The 19,400-nt window shown below is 43.1% G+C and carries 10 protein-coding genes; all 10 read right to left on the bottom strand.

Features of this window, described 5'->3' with window-relative positions; translation table 11 throughout:
- Positions 1-58: 58 nt before the first annotated feature.
- The 10 genes from GGQ60_RS03515 to GGQ60_RS03470 all read right to left on the bottom strand — a co-directional run bounded on the left by GGQ60_RS03515 (position 59) and on the right by GGQ60_RS03470 (position 19,256).
- Positions 59-1,627, bottom strand: coding sequence for a glycoside hydrolase family 43 protein (locus tag GGQ60_RS03515; RefSeq protein ID WP_183759996.1), 1,569 nt, complete (start codon positions 1,625-1,627; stop codon positions 59-61).
- A gap of 88 nt (positions 1,628-1,715) precedes the next feature.
- Positions 1,716-3,701, bottom strand: a complete 1,986-nt coding sequence (locus GGQ60_RS03510) for a retaining alpha-galactosidase (RefSeq protein WP_183759995.1) — start codon at positions 3,699-3,701, stop codon at positions 1,716-1,718.
- Between the two features lie 15 nt (positions 3,702-3,716).
- A complete protein-coding gene (locus tag GGQ60_RS03505) occupies positions 3,717-6,143 on the bottom strand; it encodes a glycoside hydrolase family 2 TIM barrel-domain containing protein (RefSeq protein WP_183759994.1) in 2,427 nt (808 codons plus the stop codon).
- 115 nt (positions 6,144-6,258) lie between these two features.
- Positions 6,259-8,223 carry a sialate O-acetylesterase gene (locus GGQ60_RS03500; protein ID WP_221235869.1) on the bottom strand — a complete coding sequence of 655 codons (1,965 nt, stop codon included), beginning with the start codon at positions 8,221-8,223 and terminating at the stop codon, positions 6,259-6,261.
- Between the two features lie 12 nt (positions 8,224-8,235).
- Positions 8,236-9,828 carry a GH39 family glycosyl hydrolase gene (locus GGQ60_RS03495; protein ID WP_183759993.1) on the bottom strand — a complete coding sequence of 531 codons (1,593 nt, stop codon included), beginning with the start codon at positions 9,826-9,828 and terminating at the stop codon, positions 8,236-8,238.
- A 161-nt stretch (positions 9,829-9,989) separates the two neighbouring features.
- Positions 9,990-11,468, bottom strand: coding sequence for a cellulase family glycosylhydrolase (locus GGQ60_RS03490; RefSeq protein ID WP_183759992.1), 1,479 nt, complete (start codon positions 11,466-11,468; stop codon positions 9,990-9,992).
- Between the two features lie 316 nt (positions 11,469-11,784).
- The gene (locus tag GGQ60_RS03485) at positions 11,785-13,233 is read right to left on the bottom strand and encodes a glycan-binding surface protein (RefSeq protein ID WP_183759991.1); all 1,449 of its coding nucleotides are present in this window, start codon (positions 13,231-13,233) and stop codon (positions 11,785-11,787) included.
- A 24-nt stretch (positions 13,234-13,257) separates the two neighbouring features.
- A complete protein-coding gene (locus tag GGQ60_RS03480) occupies positions 13,258-14,853 on the bottom strand; it encodes a RagB/SusD family nutrient uptake outer membrane protein (protein WP_183759990.1) in 1,596 nt (531 codons plus the stop codon).
- A 30-nt stretch (positions 14,854-14,883) separates the two neighbouring features.
- Positions 14,884-18,072, bottom strand: coding sequence for a SusC/RagA family TonB-linked outer membrane protein (locus GGQ60_RS03475; RefSeq protein WP_183759989.1), 3,189 nt, complete (start codon positions 18,070-18,072; stop codon positions 14,884-14,886).
- A 485-nt stretch (positions 18,073-18,557) separates the two neighbouring features.
- The gene (locus GGQ60_RS03470) at positions 18,558-19,256 is read right to left on the bottom strand and encodes a DUF1826 domain-containing protein (RefSeq protein ID WP_183759988.1); all 699 of its coding nucleotides are present in this window, start codon (positions 19,254-19,256) and stop codon (positions 18,558-18,560) included.
- Positions 19,257-19,400 lie beyond the last annotated feature (144 nt).

Genomic DNA, 19,400 nt, shown 5'->3' with positions numbered 1-19,400 from the left:
TCGTTTTTGGCTTTATTACGATCGTTATGCTGATAAAATGTCATTACCCTGCATTGATCTAAAGCGCCGGTTTATATATAAACTCATCAAAATCGCCGTAGGCTTTCGTATTTTTATTTTTGGATTGGGCATATAACCCAATTAAAACACCAGTAAAACCTCCGTTCGTTTCAGAACTCAGGTACCATATGTTTATCTTACTTAAAAATTTAAATTCTTTACCATCTACTGAATAGTAAAACGAATAAAAATCCTTATCTCCTTTTACTTGTAAATAAGCATGATCGCCGGGAATTTCAACTTCTTGGGCAACGTGGTCCAGTGCACCCATTTTATAATTTAAGGATACTTTATATTTGCCATTATTCGATTTTTTCAAAAAAACATCATAATGTGCCTGGGGCGAATAGTAAGCCGTCATTCCGGCCTCGTCGCCTTCTACGGCATCGTTTAACGACAAGGAAGCGGTAGCTGTAAAATTGATATGTTCCTGTCTTCGTCCAACAAAAGTGGGCGAATCATGATCGTCTAAAGAAACCGGGCTTGCCTTGAGCCTCAATGAACCTTTCTTTTCGGTAAGGGAATAATTTTCCATAAATGGGTTTCGCAGGTAGTTCCAATTAACACTTAATTTATTTTCGTTAAAATTTGTTGAATAATCCGGTTGCTTAACAGGTTTTAAGGGTAAGGTAGGCACATTCATATCGATATCTACCGTACCATTGCCATTTATAACAGGCCATGCATTTACATCCCATCTTACGGGGGCTAAAAAAGTTTCCCGCCCCAATACATGGTGGAGTAAACTTTGGGGGCGAAAGCCCAGAAATACAACCCACCACGAACCATCATGAGCCTGCACAAAATCGCCATGCCCCGTACCCTGGATGGGATTACTTTGTGCATTTTCATTAATGTGGGTTAAAATAGGGTTAGAAGGATTTGGATCATAAGGCCCATAGATCGATCTGCTACGGGCAATGGTCATTTTATGCCCATATTCAGTCCCTCCTTCTGAAATGAGCAGGTAGTACCAACCATCCTTCTTATAAAGATGCGGGGATTCCGGATACCGCCCGCCGGTACCCTTCCATACAATCTTACTTTCGGTAAGTCTTTTTCCAGTTTTAAGGTCTATTTCACTGATGGTGATGCCTTCACCATTCGAAATGAAGTAATTTTTACCCCCTTCGAAGTATAAAGTAGGATCGATACCGCCCTGCTCTACAAATACAGGTTCAGACCACTCACCAGCCGGATTATCGGTATGTACATAAAAATTTCCACCACCCGATACATTGGTGGTCACCATGTAAAAACGCCCTTCGTGATAACGGATAGTGGGTGCATAAATACCCGCCGAAGGAGCACATTTGTCTAATTTAAGCTGGGACGGACGGGTAAGGCAATGGCCTATTTTGGTCCAGTTAATTAAGTCTTTACTGTGAAAAACCGGAACTCCGGGAAAGTATTCAAAACTGCTGGTGACCAGGTAATAATCATCGCCAGCCCGGCATACACTCGGATCGGGATGAAAACCGGAAATCACCGGATTTTTATATCCCTGGGCATCAGCGCCGCGATAGCAGCCCAAAACAATGATTAAAAGGGTAATGATTCTTTTCATATTTAAAATTCTTCTTGAACAAATAAAATGTCTTCTTCAAAATAAATCTACCTCAGCCCTGATATCGATAAATGAGGCTGCGATCAAACTATTTTTCCGGATTAATGATGATTGCAAAGCCGCCTCCATTCGCCATATCAATGGTCAGCTTATCAGCACTGGTTACTCTAACTATTTCGTGTTTATAATCGGCTGCATCCTTATTGGCATTCATTCCATCCTTAAAAATTTCTGCTGAAAATTTACTTTTGCCCAAAAATGACAAATCGACGGTTATTGTTCTGGCCGACCAGTTGGTGAGTCCGCCTATGTACCATTTATCCTCCTTTTTCCTGGCTATGGCAACGTATTCGCCCACTTTTCCATCAAGGGCAACTGTTTCATCAAAGGTGGTTGGTATCTTCGAAATAAAACTGGTACTCTCCTGTTCTTTCATATATGCTGTCGGGCTATCGGCCATCATTTGTAAGGGCGCCTCATATACCACATACATGGCTAACTGGTGCGACCTTGTACCCTGGCTCATCGGCATGGAATTACTTGGATGAAAATCTGCTTTTGTGGCATTGCGCATGGCTCCCGGCGTATAATCCATGGGTCCGGCCAGCGTTCTGATAAAAGGGATGGTGGTTTCATAATGAGGCATATCGTCTTTCGGTGTCCATTTGGCATTTTCCAATCCTTTTACCCCTTCAAAATTGATAACATTAGGATAGGTACGCTGTATCCCTGTGGGTTTATACATGCCATGATAGTCGATAAGGAGTTTATAATCTGCAGCTTTTTTAGCGATGTTATAAATAGAATTTACCATTTTCTGATCGTCGCGATCCATAAAATCTATTTTAAAACCTTTAATTCCCATACTCGAATACTGGGTAAAAGCATCATCTAAAACCTTATTTATGGCAAACCACGATGCCCAAAGTATTATGCCCACATTTTTCTGCTTCCCGTAACTGATCAGTTCTTTAACGTTTATGTGGGGTGATATTTTTAACAGGTCGGTTTCTTCACTCCACCCTTCGTCCAGCACTACATATTCAATGTGGTTTTTAGCGGCAAAATCTATATAATATTTATAGGTTTCTGTATTAATTCCGGCCTTAAAATCCACTCCTGATATATTCCAGTCATTCCACCAGTCCCAGGCTACTTTGCCTGGTTTGATCCAGCTGATATCGGCAATTTGTGAAGGCACAGAGAGTTTTTGCACCATATCATTGTTTAAAAGGTCTCTGTCATTTTCACTTATGATAACAGCCCTCCACGGAAAATTACGGTTGCCACTGGTTTTGGCAAGGTAAGCCTCCCTTTCAGTTACCATATAATTCATTTTATTAAATCCGCCTAAACGCTCTGCTTTAGGGTAACGGGCAAAAGTTCCGTGTAAGCTGTGCGCTACCTCCTTGTTCCGGGTGAGGAACATACCCGGATAATCAACCAGTTCGGCTTCTACAATAGCTGCTTTTTTTCCATTTTCCAAGTCAACAAGAAGCGGAGAAATGGCCAGCGAATCTTTTACCATTTTCGAAAGCGGGATTTCATCGTAGGTAGATTCGAAAGCAGATATGTATTGGTTATTTTCCCTTAAATCGCGTACGTAAGGAATAAAAGCTTTATGATCTTTACTGAAGTTAAAATTAGCTTCTTCGCGCTCAACAATAATTTCTCCTTTTTTCCTGGTAAAAAAACGATAGGCCACCCCATCGTTATAAGCCCTTAAAATCAAACCAAAATCGCCTTTAAAGTTTATGGTTAGCTGGTTATACTCGTCAATAACCGATTTCTTTTTATAAACAGGGGTATTAAAAACGGTATTAACACTTGCTTTTTTAATGCTGTTAACTTTTGCATGATTTCCTAAAACCAGCCCGTTGCCCAGTGTTAGAGAAATAACTGAAGGGACAACAACCTCTGTACCTTCATATTTTACCGACCATAACATTTTCGCTCCGTTCTCCAGAGCCATATCGATTTTCCCATCAGGAGATTTAAGATGCAATAGTTGGGCATTTACCAGAGCAGGCCATAAGACCGTAAAAATGATAACCCGAAAAAAGAATTTATTCATTAGTGATATTAATAGTTATAAGTTACTTTGTATTGATTTAATGGTGATGCTTTTCTGTTCCAGCCCACTTGATGTAACTGTAAGCTTAATTTCACCTGCGTTATGCGTGCTTTTGATTACAACCAATGCCCGTCCATGCCATGCCTTGCGCGAGTTACCGGTGTACTGATCAACATCTTTAATATCCGCATTATCTATTCCGGCAATAACACCCTGTCCTTCGATTTTAAATTCCAGGCGATTTCCGGCATTGGGTTGAGTGATCCCGTTTTTATCTGTTATTTCGATGGTTATATAGGCTAGATCCTGTCCGTTTGATAATAGTTCTTTGCGGTCGGCAGATAATTTAAGCTGCGCGGCAGCTCCGCCAGTTTGCAGCACAAACGATTCTGCTTCCTTATCGTTTTCTATACCAACGGCTTTAAGTGTTCCCGGAGCATATGGAACCGGAAAGGTAGCTTTAAACTCCTGTTCAAGCCCGGTGGGTTTTTCTCCCAGCAATTTATTGTCCAGGTAGAGCCTTACTTTTTTGTATTTCGAATATACTTCTACCTCTATATTTTTCCCTTCATAGCCGGGCCAGTTCCAGCTTTCCCAGGTTGGCCACACGGCCCACCAGGTTGTTTTAATTTCGAGCGGCTCGGGTTTAGGTTCGCGAACCGCCATATACAATTTTTCGGTATTATTGTACAGCAGGTTGCGGTAATGCGAAATTGGCTTCCTCCATCCCAAAAGGTCAACATCACCACAATAGGCACCATGCCATGGGAAAAAATCATTTTCCCAGTGTTCTCCCGGCACATCACCCGAATAATACCACCGGCCTATTCCCGATTCTCCCAGGTAATCTATGGCGGTCCAAACAAAATCGCCAATTACAAACGGATTGTTTTTAACCAGCTGCCAATTTAAAAACGCATCTTTAGGATACGACTCTGATTGGAAAATGATCCGCGACGGTACCCGTTTATGATCGGCAGGCGCGGTCGATAAATGATAGTTGTAACCGGTCACATCGTGCGTGGCCATTAATGAATCCATTAAGGTCCAATCTTTTCCATTGTCTACAATGGCTGAGGTAACCGGACGTGTAGTATCTATTTTTTTAATGGCATCAGCCAGCATTTTTGCTGTTTCTACTGCCCCGGGAGTACCTCTTTCCACAATTTCGTTGCCAATGCTCCACATGATAATAGAAGGGTGATTGCGATCGCGCAAAACCATTGCGTCTAAATCGCGTTGCCACCATTCGTTAAAATATTTTGCATAATCCTGTTTGTTTTTTCCAACTTTCCAGCAATCAAATGATTCATCGATCACCAGGAGGCCTAACCTGTCGCATGCAGCTAAAAAAGCTTCTGAAGGCGGATTATGGGAAGTTCTTACGGCGTTAAATCCGGCCTTTTTAAGCAGTTCAACTTTACGCTCCTCGGCCCTGTCGAAAGCGGCTGCACCCAGGCAGCCATTATCGTGGTGCACGCATCCGCCATTCAGCTTTACTGTTTTCCCATTAAGCTGGAATCCGTTTTCGGGGGTGAATTTTATAGAACGGATACCAAAGCTGGTTACCGTTTTATCGATTACATTTTTATTTCCTGTAATCTCTATTTCTGCCTTGTATAAATGGGGTGTTTCAGGTGTCCATAACGAAGGATTGGCAACAGTAATTGTTTGTGCAATCTCTTTCTCGCTATTGGCGGCCAGATTAACCTTGATTTGACCATTGCCTGCATTTTTAGCCGTTGTACCCCATAACCGTGTATTTACGACGAGACTTTGAGCCTGGCCGGTTTCGTTTTTCACCAAGGTTTTCACCAGAACGGTTGCTTTTTTTGCAGACACCTCAGGGCTTGTAATGGAAACTCCCCAGTTGGCAATATGCACTGCATTGGTAACCGTTAGCCAAACATGGCGGTAAATCCCCGAACCACTGTACCACCTGCTGTTCATTTGCTGCGAATTGTCTACGCGCACTGCGATTAGGTTTTCGCGACCGAAATCCAGATAAGGTGAAAGATCATGACTGAATGATGAATAGCCGTAAGGATATATCCCAAGCGATTTTCCATTAATAAAAACCTCGGCATTCATATAAACCCCTTCAAAATAAACGGAAATCTTTTTGCCTTTCCAATCAGCAGGGGCTTTAAAAGTTTTCCTGTACCAGCCAATTCCAGCAGGAAAATACCCGCCGCCACCTCCGGTTGGGTTTTTAGGGTTTATTTTTCCTTCAATGCTCCAATCGTGAGGCAAATCCAGGCTGCGCCAGTCCCTGTCGTCAAAATCACGCGATTGGGCTTTGGTATTATCTGCCTGGTTAAATTTCCAGTTAAAATCAAACAATTGTTTACGTTCAGTACCAGGTGTATGCTGCGCATGTAGTAACGTACAGTACATTAAAAGCACAAAGGATATCAATATTTTCTTTACAGCGGTGGTCATTATTTCAATAAGTATTTATTTATTAAGTATTTAAATCCTTTACTTCTCTATATTATCAATATAGTCTGCAGTCTTAAATCGTTAGCCAATTTCATTTAACATCCAATCCGGGTAACTATTTCTGAGTAATCCCTTTCCAATTGTCAGTTCTGAAAGGATTGGCAGGCAAGCCCTCCGAATTCACTAAATTGCATAACGGATGATCGGCCCAGGCGTAACGTACAGCTACCGGCTGGGGTACTTTTTCACTGTAAACCACCACTTCATTCCCTTCTATTTTGGCCTCGGCCCAATGAAAATGTCTATCTTTCCCTGCAATGGCAAAACCGGTTAATGCCTTGGCATCTTTTGATTTTAACCCACCACCCGTATCTGTAAAACGGATACGCATACGGCTTCCATTCTTCGAAAAACTTTTCAGTGATGGTCCTGAAGCTATATTATCCTGTTTATACACGAGTTGATCCGCAGCAAGGGCAAGCCTGCGTCCAACCTCCTGTTTATTGCCCGGGTGGATATTATCAGCCTCCCCGATATCGATGGTACAGGCCATGGCGGTGTTGGGCAGCGATAAAGCTAGCGCCTGGGCTTCTCTCAGCTCGGCCCATTCACTTTCGGAAGGTAAGGGCTGTGTTTGTTTAAAATTTGGCAACTGCACATACAGAAAGGGTAAATCTCCCTGTTTCCAGCGTTCGCGCCAATCTTTAATCAACATTGGAAATAACTTACGGTAATTGTAGGCCGCAGTATCGTTCGCTTCACCCTGGTACCATAAAAATCCTTTAATTCCGTATGGAACAAGCGGGTTGATCATCGAATTGAAAAGTAGTGAAGGATAATATTGGTAATTGCGGTTTTTGGCCATAGCCGGCTCTAAATCTTTTTGATATTTCCAGGTACCGGCCAATGATATTCTTGCCTTACCATTTGTGATATACATTTCATCTGCTGGTGGGTTTAATCCACCAATTCCCCATAACATGGCCAACCTTAGCGTAACCGTATTCTCCCCTTTTTTCAGGATTTTGGCAGGAATGGTATAGTGCTGACCAGGGTTGGTGTTCCATACTGTTTTACAAATTTCAGTACCGTTTAAATAAAGAGAATAATTTACATCTGGCCTACCAATGTAAAGTGTCAGGTCGGCCTTTGAAAAAGCTTCCGGTAAAATGATCTTTTTACGCATCCAAATCATTCCTTCATAAGGCCCGATCCCAAAATCTTTGATCAATTTAGGCATTTCGATAACCGGCCACCCTGAATCGTTGTAATGGGGTTGCGGAATTATTTTATCGGCATTTTGATAGGGATGATAAAGAATATCCCATGAACGTGCCTGGTCGAGGCTATCTTTTACAAAATGCCGCTCAGCCAGCGTATCATTGGCCACTGTTTTCGCTTTGGTAATTGGAGAAGAAAGCAATTTTTCTCGGCTTGTCCAGGCTTCGACCGGTGTTCCACCCCAGGTACTTTGTATAATGCCTATCGGAACACCCTGGTCTATGTGTATTTTTTTTGCAAAAAAATAAGCTACTGCCGAGAACTGAGCCACATTTTCAGGGTTACAAATTTTCCATTTTCCACCTGCCACATCCTGTTGAGGGCTTAATTTCTTAACATGTTCGACTTGAAATAAACGTATTTTTGGAAAATCTGCTTTGGCAATTTCATTAACAGCATCTTTTGCCTGCTGTACAGACCACTCCATATTGGATTGCCCCGAAGCCAGCCAAACATCACCAATAAGTATTCCCTGTAGTTCGACTCCCGATCCCGGCCTTCCTGATTCAGAAATGCTAAGTGTATATGGCCCGCCGGCCTTAAAGGCAGGAAAAAACACTTTCCATTCTCCTTGTCTGTTTGCAATGGCCTTCACCCTGATTTCTCCTAAGGTTACATTAATGTGTACTCCGGGTACCGATTTTCCCCAGACCGGAATTTTAATCCCTCTCTGTAATACCATGTTATCGCCAAACACCTTTGCTAAGGTAACCTGGGCATAACCCTGAAACTGAACGGAAAAGAACAGTGCAAAAAATGTAAACAATCTGAGTATAAATATCCTCATTATTTTTTTCATGGATTTTCCGGTTTAAAGCTTGATCATATTGAGGAAAAACACATCATTTTCACGAAGATCCAATGCTTTCGAAAAAGCATGTCCATCTTTTATCGTGATGATTTCTTTAGAAAACGGCGAACCATCATTCTGTCTTTTTATTTGTTCTACCTGCTGTTTCGAAAGTTGCGAGGGTTTTCCAATGGAAAGATAGGTTGAATAGGCATCGTTATCCCGGTAACCTACCTTGTACATTTCCAGCGCATAATTACCATCAGGCACATTCGCAATATTGATCTTCAGTTTCCCTTTCGGTTTTGACGGGAGATCACGGTTATAATATTGTTGATTATTGGTTGAATCGGGCAGCGTGTAGGTATAATCCCAAACAAGTGCCTGCAGGTTTCCTGATGAATCTTTGCAGAGCCACGAAGCCTGATCTTTATTGACCAGTTCGATATCCCCTAAACGGTTTAAAAACTGGTAGGAATAGAATACCGGTTTGTTAATGCCCTGGGTATTTAGCATTCCGAAACCGCCATGAAACGGGGTATAACGCGGTCCGGGTTCCTCAAAAATATCTGTAAAAACCCAGTAAGACATGGAATTGGCGGCATTGCCAACCTGCTTCAGTTTTTGCAATACGTATGCCGCGCTGTGGTAGCTATCATGAATAGCATCGGCTGGTGTGTACGATGAACTCCACTCGGTATAATGCAACTCCAAATTGGGCATTGCCGATTCTGCGATCTCTTTCCTGGATTGCAGTACCTCTTTGCTCACGCTCATCGGATTTTTATCGAGTACAGTACCTCCCTGTCCGTATTCATCCAGGAAGCCTTGCCCTACACCATAGGCATGGGTGCTGATGAAATCTATGGGCACGTTGTTTTTATGGCAATATTCGATCATTTCAGGCTCCCAGGCTGCACCTGCCGTCCCCGGGCCGCCAACACGATAGGCTTTATTTACACTTTTAACTGCCTGGGCAGCATATTTGTATAATTTAAAATAATCTTCCTGTGTTCCGGTCCAGAATCCGGGAGAAAGGTTGGGTTCATTCCACACCTCGAAATACCAGGTTTTCACCTCATCTGCACCGTAGCGTTCAGTAAAATGTTCGGTAAGGTTTTTTACCAGGCCGGCCCATTTCTCATAATCTTTTGGTGGGGTTACATTCCCTCTCCACCAGAATATGGTGGTGTTGCCACTGGCAAGCCTTCCGGGCATAAAGCCAAGTTCAACAAAAGGTTTGATACCGATGCTATGCAAAAAATCGAATAAAACGTCTACATACATATAGTTGTATTGCGGATTGCCTTTGTTATCTTCGGTATATACCGCCATATCGTCGGTTAAGAGGCCGTGCATACGGATGTACCTAAAACCGCACTCTTTTTTAACATAGGCAAGCTGTTGCTGCCAATCGGCCCGAAGGCCTTCATTTGCGCGGCCTGCACCCACGCACTCCTTAAACATGGTGTTTAATTTGCCGGCCGCCTGGCCGAAATCGGCATTTATGATCCGTTCCTGAATAATTGGCCTCTTTTTTTTAGAATCCTGGGCGGTTAACCTCCCCGAAAAAGAAAAAAGTAAAAAGACCAGTAACCAAATATTTTTTTGCATTTGTGTGTTGGTGTGTATGGTATTTCCTTGAAGCCGGAAGCTCAACGTCCTGATTTTCAACAGTAGCTGAGCTTCCATATCTCCAGAAAATTTATTTTTTTTAAACTTTACCCGATTAAGTACCTAACCTTTCGGGCTTAATTTACAGTGTAATACTATTTCTACTTACCTGCTGTTATCAGGGCATTTATGGTGCCTTGATCACGCACGGTATTATTTCTGCGGTCTAAAGCGCCACCGGTATCCCAGAAGAAAGGCTTTAAACCAAACTGAATAGCCTGTTTGGTTACATAGTTATTCCAGTAATCTACCGAAGCATTGTGTGCGGCCAGGTCTGATGGAACGTTTCTGCTGCCCCCTCTTTTATAAGCACCGTATTCGCCCAATATTACCGGGATTCCTTTATCTATAAATTTAGATTTCATCAGACCGAATATCCGGATGTGTTCACTCTCCTCGCCCCAGGTAGCGTTACGGTCGGGCTGGATGGTAGAATGGTGCCCGCTTCCCCAGTAATAGAACATCTTGCCCCAACTTGCATCACTATCCAAAATGGTAAACTGTGAGGGGGTATAATTGTGCACTTCCACCATTAAGCGGTTAGGCACCTGATCGGTAGGCAGGCTGTTCATTAAGTTGTTGGTTTTATCAGGATCGGTGCCAGGCCCTTGTACAACCAGCACACGGTAACTGTTTCTGCCCCCGGTAGCGCGAACCGCATTGATAAAAGTTTGGTGATAACTGTTCAGTATCGCCATTTGTTCTGCATTTTCGGCAGGTGGCTCATTTGCACTTGCAAACATTAAATGCTCATCAAAATCTCTCATCGTGGTGGCAATCTGCTCCCAATAGGCTTTTTGTTTGGCATTTACCGAGTCTTTTTTAGCCGCATTGATATTATGATCCAACCAGCCACCGTCCCAGTGGATGTTGAGCAATACATACATATCATTATCAACGCAATATTTAACCACTTCCTTAACGCGGTTAAGCCACGCAGGATCTATTGTTGCCTTTGAGCGGTCGCTTAAGTGGTACCAATCCCATGAACATGGAAGCCTTACCGCATTAAAACCAGTCTGCTTTAAAAATTTAACATACGATTCAGTAATCTGTGGGTTACCCCAGCCGCTTTCGCCTCCGGGAGCTTCCATGGTATTGCCGATATTCCACCCTAATTTCATTTTAGCCGCCAATTGCACCGCGTTGCTGCTCATCCCCGTTTGGTCAGGAGCCTTCGGCGATGTGTTATACGATGGATACAACAGGCTGGCCTGCGAGAGGGTAAGCCGCCGGGCCTGGCCATTGTCTGAAGTAACGGTAAGTATTACAGAACGGGAAAAACCAGTGGTGTTGGGTGCTGCTGTTAATTTCAATTCCGTATTCCCCTCGTTTCCTGTCATCTGGTTTAACTGCAACCAGGAGTCTGCAGGGTTTTTAGTGTTCCATTTACCATTACTGGCAACCGTTACGTTTGAGATGCCGCCTTCAGGCTGAAAGGCAATCTCGGATGAAGAAATACTGAGTTGTGGTTCAACATTATCTTTCTTTTTGCAGGATGCAGTAAAAAAGTTTAATAAAATCATAAATACTAAAATGGACTGGGGCCCCTTAATATTTACTTTTTTCAAATAATTCATAGGTCTGTTTTTTATTGTTTTAAATTATGGGACCGCCACATCAGCAAAAAATTGCACTGGTGCACCCGGATCATGTTAATGGGTTCGAGCTATAAACCAAGTGCGGTTTTTATCGCACTTAAGCTTTCGCTTCTTCGCACGATAAAACCAAACCTGGGGCGTTGAGAGGTCATTTAATCTATTTCTTTAAAGCCCGGCTTATTGGTTCGTTCATCAAATCAATCGTTGCCCCAATAAAGGGAAGGGCTCATTTGCTTTAATTATCATTTTAATGATGACAAGCCCCACAGCAGTTATACTACCGTGAGGCCTAAATCTATTTAATCCTTACCACCCTCAAATTATCAAAGGCGCCATAGAAACTACCGGCTGCAGTTCCATAGTTGTGTATGTACAAGATACATGAGGTATTTCCCGACGATCCGGTCAGATCGGCAATAGTTGCTATGGAAGCGCCTTTACCCTCGCCAAGCGTCGGATCTGATGCACGGAACGCCGTTAAAGGAATGGTTACGGTTACCCAACCTTTTGTGGTATAAGGTGCGGTCGTCGTAGCCGTTTTTTGCCATGGCTCCCATCGTGCTATAAAGCCACCTACTCCGGTTACAATGTTCACTGTAGTACCGTTCCATGCCCTTGGGATATTGGTTTCAAACTTAAATGCCCAGTGACTTACCGAATCGGTAATGCTCGCTGCAGGAACCCATTGTGCGCCATTCATTGGGATATTGGTACTCCAGGGCATACCATCGCCAGCTGATAGCCCGCTAATGTCCATCGCCATATAGGTGCTTGAATTTCCAGGGAAATGCGGGTCTCCCTGAGTTTGTTTTCCGGCTCCCCAATATTGCCAGTTGAAATTACTGTCCCAGTTTGATATAGAGCCTGTTTCTGTATCGTTCACATTGTAAATGGTACTGGCTGAACCAAACGATGTGGTAATGGATACTGGTCCTCTTTGCGTAAGCGCAGGCAAAATAAATCCAACCGAACTTCCGTTAGCTGCTGATTTAAAAGAAGTAATGGCGGTACCGGCAAACGTTAGCGTTTGGATATTTTTAAGATAAGTGCCATAAATATATACCGAATCGCCCGGATTGGCATTTTCGTTCGAAACACTGGCGATAATCGGCGTGGCCACTATTTTAAAATTCACTTCACCGCTCTTCGTGCTTACTGATATGATATCATTGCTCGTTGTAGCCGGCATAATAAAACCGATAGAAGTTCCGAGGGGGTCCAATTTAAACGATTGGATAGGTGTGCCCCTGTACGAAAAGCGTTTCACAAAAAAGAAGTCGGTACCGGAAACATAGACTGAATCGCCCGGATTGGCATATAGGTTAGATACGCCTGTAACTTTTGGTGCTGCAGGCCCCAGTTTAAACGAAAATGTAGTAGAACCGCTTGTTGTTACATAATCTACCGTATAAAGTTTAGCGGTATCAAGTTTTGAATATTCCATGGCCGGTATCTGCACCACTGCACTGTTAGAGGCAAATAGCGCAGTATTAAAGGTGGCATCAACCCCGTTAAAGCTTATCCGGGTAGCATACCTGAGGTTTTCGCCGGTTATCACCACGTATTGGCCATTTGCCACTGCGCTCTTCAAAACCGTATCGTTAGGTGAGGCTACATAACTCCTGATATTGGTAATCACAGGAGCTCCTTTATCTTTTGCATCTTTTTTACAGGCCGGCAGTAAAGCCGCCACCATAAGGCAAAGTGCCAGTAAAGAAAAGATTTGGTATATTATCTTTTTCATAATATTTTATTTTTAATGTTCTGATTAATAATATGGTACAGGAGGCTCTGCAAGTTTCGGCGAACTGGTCATCTCTGATGCCGGGATTGGCAACGTAAATGAGCTTATGGTGGCCGGAAGTGTAGATGGCAGCGCAGTAGTATCCCTGGTTGCTATTTTCGTTACCGGATCATAAGTAAACCCAATCCGTCCGTGAGTAGCATCCTGGTCGTTAAGCCATTTCACGGCACTGGTCGGATCATAATAAGAAAACCTCACCAGGTCTATCCAATATTGTCCTTCGTAAGCCAGTTCAACCCTCCGTTCAACACGCAGCATGGTTGGGTTTATCGAAGTTACCGGATCTACGCCCGCCCTTGTACGCACTTTATTAAAATACAATAGCGCATCAGCATCACTGGTGCTGGTATTATTACCCAAAATGGCTTCTGCATAAACCAGGTACACATCGGCCAACCTCAGTAGCGAGTTGTGTTCTATAGAAGACCATGATCCCATAGTTGGTGCATTGTTGTCTTTTTCGTTACCAATAATGTGTTTTTTCATGCCTGTACCAGTAGCTTTATAACCACCGGCAGCTTGATTCAATTCAGGATAAAAATCTCCGTTGAGCATAATGGTCGCTTTTCGCCTTACGGTATCTTTAGGCGAGTACATCCGGTATAAATCGTAAGTTGGCGCTAAAGATTGCCATCCACCCGTTTTTTGAGGAAGCACTTCGCCGGTTGGTGCATACCAGGTTTGCAGATCGTTACCTGTAGCATAACCAACCCCTGCAGTCCATTGAAGCGCAAACAGTGATTCCGGACTGTCGTTATTTTGCGCTTTAAACAGCTCATAGTAACTTGGAAACAAGGTTAACCCACTGTTTTTACATACATTTCCAGCATATTTTTTAGCACTGTCTAACAAAGATTGGCTGCGCATACCACCACTTTTTCCTACACCAGCCATGGTTAAATATACCTTCCCTAACATTCCCTGTGCCGACCAGGTGGTTAACCTGCCTTTTTGATCTGTTTTAGGCAGGTATTGCGCCGCATAAGTCAGGTCGTTGGTGGCAAATTTGTAAACGTCAGACATGATATTGCGGTTAAGCAGCGGGTTGTCGATCAGTTTCCTGTTATCTTCAATAATAGGCACAGCACCGTAATAAATGGCCAAATAATAATAAGCCATGGCACGGATAAATTTTGCCTCGGCTATAGCCGCATTTTTATCTGCCTGTGGGATAGACGCATCTGCCTGCTCTTTTATGGCATTAATAACTGTATTGCATTGCCCTATAACATTGTATAAACTAATCCAGGCCTCCGAAACGTAAGTATTCTGGGCAGTAATGGTACGCGTAAAAAGCTGAACCAAATCCTGGCTATATGCGAAACTACCGGTACCGGCCAGTACATCGCCAAACGGCATCATCCCGCTCCTGTTCCACCTCGACCATTGTGCACCGGCGTATAAGCTCGCAGTGGCAAGCCGTAAATCGGAAGTTGATTTATAAAAGTTATTAGAACTGATCTGCGAGTTAGACGGACGGTCTAAGAAACTCTTTTTACACCCCGCAATTGCTACTGCAAATAACAGGATGGTCGTAATCGTTTTGTTAAATGATTTCATGAACCTATATTTAAATCGGTAATCGTTTTATTAATTTAAGGTGATATTAGCACCCAGGGTAAATACTCTCGGCTGAGCATAATAACCACTGTCCCATCCTGCCGAAAGCGGATTCCATGAACCTATTTCAGGATCCATACCCGAATATTTCGTAATGATAAATGCATTGGTTACCGTGCCATATACCCGCACTGAACGGATGTGTATTTTCGACAAAAGTTTTTCAGAGAAACGGTAACCCAAGGTGATGTTTTTACATTTTATAAATGAACCATCCTCAATAAATAGACTGTTCGGACGATTATTACCGTTGGTATTATCATTCCTCAAACTTACAATAGTGGTATTCGGGTTAGTGACATATACATTATTAACATCTGTTGCAGAGCCGTTTGGATCTCTTAAAGCCACCCTCGCATAATCTAATATTGCCGAAAAATAGCTCGAATTGTTTTGCGGATCGGTCTGAGATACCTTTAACTGATTGAATATTTTGTTGCCGTAGTTTCCACTGAAGAAAACATTCAGGTCAAAATTTTTGTAACTGAATGAATTGTTCAAACCAAACTGGAATTTTGGCAGTGGAGAACCCAGAAAAGTTTTGTCTTTACTGTCTATAACACCGTCGCCATTCAAATCTTTAAACATACGGTCGCCATACCAGATTCCGCCGCCCGCTGCCGATACCGGATAAGGATTACCGGCAGAGTTAACAGGCCTGGCGTGTGTTTGCAAATCATTCGGTGTTGCATAAACTCCGTCAAATATATAGCCATAAAACTGGCCTATAGGCTGGCCTACTACTGTTGTCTGAATGATATCATTATTAAATGAAGTACTTAGATTGGCCTGATCGCCACCTGAACCTAAGAAGATGATTTTGTTAATATTTCTGGAGAGGGTAAAACTGGTTTTCCAATTGAATTTTTGAGTACTGATATTGGTAGAACTGATCTGGAAATCGAAACCTTTATTGCTCACTTTACCAACATTCACGTAAGGCGCTGCCATACTTCCTGGCGAATAACCTGCCGCCGTTCCGCTATACAAAGGAAGGGGCACTTTTAATAAAAGTCCGTCTGTTTGGCGGTTATAAACATCCAATACAAAACTTAAGCGGCCATTAAAAAATGAAGCGTCGATTCCTGCACTGTAATAATCTGTTTTTTCCCAGGTTACATTGGGGTTAGCCAAATTGCTCTGGAATTGCGCCGTACCCGACAGGCCATTAGGCACCGAGGTTAACTGAGTGATAAAACTATTTCCCTGTATACCCTGGTTGTTGGTCAGTCCATATCCCAACCTCAATTTCAGGTCATTTATAGCTGCTACATCTTTCAAAAATGCTTCATTTTTAATTTTCCAGGCAAATCCACCCGAATAGGTAGTTACCCAACGGTTGTAGGAGGGGAAATTAGAAGAACCATCTCTCCTGATATTACCCGTTAACAGGTATTTATCATCCCATGAAAGGTTGATACGGCCGAAATAGGATTCCTGCGCACTACCACCTTTAGGGTTCGATAATGAATTATCGCCTCCGTTAGTGGCCGTGGTTGGATCGCCGGCATTAATGGCTTGTACATTGTTTGAAGGGAAATTGATGCGGCCGGCACTGACATTATGAAATGTGCTTTCCTGAGATTCATGTCCTGCCAAGGCATCCAATCTCAATTTCCCGAAAGTATGCCCGTAATTCAGAAAATTACGTATTACGGTGTAAAAATTCTGGCCGGCTGATGTAGAACCACTGTTCTGACTTGGCGTGCCTTTACCAAAGGTATAACTCGGCGAGAAATAATCTTCTGTGGTAAAATCAAAGTTACCCGATAGCTCATTTCTTAATGATAATCCTTTAGCAATCTGTATTTCGGCATATAGATTTCCAAATACCTGGTTTCGCTTTCTCAGGTTTTTAATAATGGTGGCCAGTGCAACCGGATTCGCTGAAGGCTGTACCCAACCACTGTTGTTGGTAACCGCGCCCCAAGAGCCATCAGAGTTGGTTACCGGAATATCTGGCGTATTATTCAGCGCGGTACTGATTACACTGGCGCCGGTTGCCGCTACGTTCTCATCAACGTGGGCCAATTGCAGACTGGTTCCTATTTTCAGCCAGTTTGTCGTTTTATTATCCAAATTCAACCTCACCGAATACCTTTTAAAATCAGATCCAAGGGCTATACCTTCCTGATTGAAATAAGAGGCCGACAGTAAATATTGTGTCCTGGTATCGCCGCCTTTTAAAGTAATGTCGTGATTCTGCATCGGTGCTCTGCGGAACAACTCTTTTTGCCAGTCGGTTCCTTTACCTAAATATTGCGGGTTGGCAAATTCTGGCCTTACGTCGAAACCCCAAACTGCCGCCCTGGCATTAATAAATGTGGCAAGCTGTTGCAGGTCTATGGTAGGTAACCGTCCGGGTATTTCCTGGAAACCGGCATAAACATCGTAACTGATGCTAGGTGCACCTATCTTACCTCTTTTCGTAGTAATAACCACTACACCATTGGTAGCCTGCGAACCGTAAATAGCGGTAGCTGAAGCATCTTTTAATACATCTATCGATTCGATTTCGGAAGGGTTAATGGCATTTAAAGGATTGGATCCTTTACCAGGATCGTTTACCGGTGGGATAATCACGCCATCGATCACGAATAATGGTGAATTGGAACCGCTTATTGACGATACCCCCCTGATCTGGATGGATACCCCACCACCGGGCTGGCCCGATACCTGCTGCACCACCACCCCGGCAACTTTACCTTGCAGGGCCTGATCGAAAGTAGTTGGCTGCGTTTGGCGCAACTCCTCTCCGGATATCGAACCTATCGAACCTGTAGCATCTTTTCTTGCAATCTTCGCATAGCCAATTACTACAACATCATCTAAATTAGTACGTTCGCCCTTTAAAACAACATTGATGATATTGGCATCGCCCACTGTGATCTCCTGCGGTTTAAAGCCCACCATCCTAAAGATAAGTACATCTCCTTTTTTGGCGAGTATAGAAAACAGTCCCTGTTCGTTTGTTACTGTAGATTTATTCCTTCCTTTTAACAGCACGGTTGCTCCTGATAAAGGGGAAGAATCTTCGTTGGCTGCTACCTTTCCGGTAATTAACCGGTCTTGGGCATACCCTCTTAAATGCAGGAGCATTAAGAAAATTACCAATAGCGTAAAAGCCGGCAATTTCCTGATAAAAATTGTTTGGTTCATTTTTGTTTAAATTTGGTTTATATTCGGTCTTTTCCGTTGATCCAATCTTCCCTGAAACTAAACTGCTGTCACTTTTATCATGGCAGAGTTTGCCTGGTAAATTGGTATTAGGAAAATCAAATATAGGTATCGGGTTTGCCGCAGGAATGCTTCAAATGATAAAGAGAAGAGAACTTTTGTTAACATATCGCGCTAAATCTTTTCAAAAAAGATTGGCTTTCTGTCTTTAATCATCAGGATAAATTAAAGCCTCTAAATAGGAAAAAGAGCGGTAAAGTCCGGTCCTCTAACCTCCTTCGTTACGGATAGTTATAAACAATTCAGGTGATAACCAGACGGGCCTGTAAGTCCGGTAGTTTTACGATCAGATGAACCTGGTCACAGCGCAGGAAAGTTTCTTCTGATGAAGCGGGTGCTCATCACCCAAGCCACAAAGTAAGAATTACAGATTTAGGTTCAGCTCACCATCCTGACCCCTCAGACTTTCAGCAAATCAGCAACAGCCTGTACTCCCCATCTTTTTCAACGGGGGCGCGATGTACACAAGGCAAGCACTGCTTTCCGGGATGATCTACGGCCAGTCGCCATAAATGGCCAAGTCCGAGGTTTACCGGTATAGCGCCCGGTTTAGCCTGGTAATGCAGATCAAAATAATGTTCCGTCAAGAAGCTTTCAAATTCCTTTTCAGCACCCTGATGCAATTCCCTTAATTTCTGCCGGATCTCCGGTACCTGTACTTTTTGCTCAGCCTGGTCATTGGCCAGGATTTCACTGGCTGCACCATAATAGGTACATAAAAACGTATCGGTACCAATGGGCGAACGGTCTACATGAAAAGAATATACATCTGTTGAAATGAAACCAAGTTCCTCATCGCGCTCATATTTTTTGATCAAATTAAGCGAAGGCGATGCTCCCGCAGCCGATAGCAGCTGAAAATCGCTTAAGATCAACTCTCTTGCCCTACTCCCTTCTTCAGATAGTTTCAGCGCCCGGAGATCTTCGATAGGAACTTCGGTCAGGTCTGCTTTCAGTTCAAGTTTAGATACGATTTCCTTAAAATCGCCCTGCAGCTCCCGCAGCCAGCAAACGGCATTCACATCCCCCTTAAAAGCTGTAGCTAAAAGACCGTGAAAGCTAGAAACTACCGCAATCTGCCTGTTATCCGAAAATCTGTTCTCCATTTCTTAATTCAACCGTTTAGCTGGTGCGGCGGCAAAAATAAGGAATAACTAAAAGAAAGATTAAAAATTTACTAATCGCAATTTTTGCTGTTATGCAAGATGGCGAACAAGCTTGATATCGTATCGATCAGGTAATAAAATGCC

This window comes from Pedobacter zeae (assembly GCF_014196715.1).
Lineage (GTDB): Bacteria > Bacteroidota > Bacteroidia > Sphingobacteriales > Sphingobacteriaceae > Pedobacter > Pedobacter zeae.
Note: the sequence above shows the minus strand (reverse complement) of the source record. Positions and strands in the feature narration are given on the sequence as shown.

Excerpts from the sequence above, each read along its gene's own strand:
- GGQ60_RS03470 (WP_183759988.1), bottom strand. The coding sequence starts at position 19,256 with ATGGAGAACAGATTTTCGGATAACAGGCAGATTGCGGTAGTTTCTAGC.
- GGQ60_RS03475 (WP_183759989.1), bottom strand. The coding sequence starts at position 18,072 with ATGAACCAAACAATTTTTATCAGGAAATTGCCGGCTTTTACGCTATTG.
- GGQ60_RS03515 (WP_183759996.1), bottom strand. The coding sequence starts at position 1,627 with ATGAAAAGAATCATTACCCTTTTAATCATTGTTTTGGGCTGCTATCGC.
- GGQ60_RS03500 (WP_221235869.1), bottom strand. The coding sequence starts at position 8,223 with ATGAAAAAAATAATGAGGATATTTATACTCAGATTGTTTACATTTTTT.
- GGQ60_RS03505 (WP_183759994.1), bottom strand. The coding sequence starts at position 6,143 with ATGACCACCGCTGTAAAGAAAATATTGATATCCTTTGTGCTTTTAATG.
- GGQ60_RS03485 (WP_183759991.1), bottom strand. The coding sequence starts at position 13,233 with ATGAAAAAGATAATATACCAAATCTTTTCTTTACTGGCACTTTGCCTT.
- GGQ60_RS03495 (WP_183759993.1), bottom strand. The coding sequence starts at position 9,828 with ATGCAAAAAAATATTTGGTTACTGGTCTTTTTACTTTTTTCTTTTTCG.
- GGQ60_RS03490 (WP_183759992.1), bottom strand. The coding sequence starts at position 11,468 with ATGAATTATTTGAAAAAAGTAAATATTAAGGGGCCCCAGTCCATTTTA.
- GGQ60_RS03480 (WP_183759990.1), bottom strand. The coding sequence starts at position 14,853 with ATGAAATCATTTAACAAAACGATTACGACCATCCTGTTATTTGCAGTA.
- GGQ60_RS03510 (WP_183759995.1), bottom strand. The coding sequence starts at position 3,701 with ATGAATAAATTCTTTTTTCGGGTTATCATTTTTACGGTCTTATGGCCT.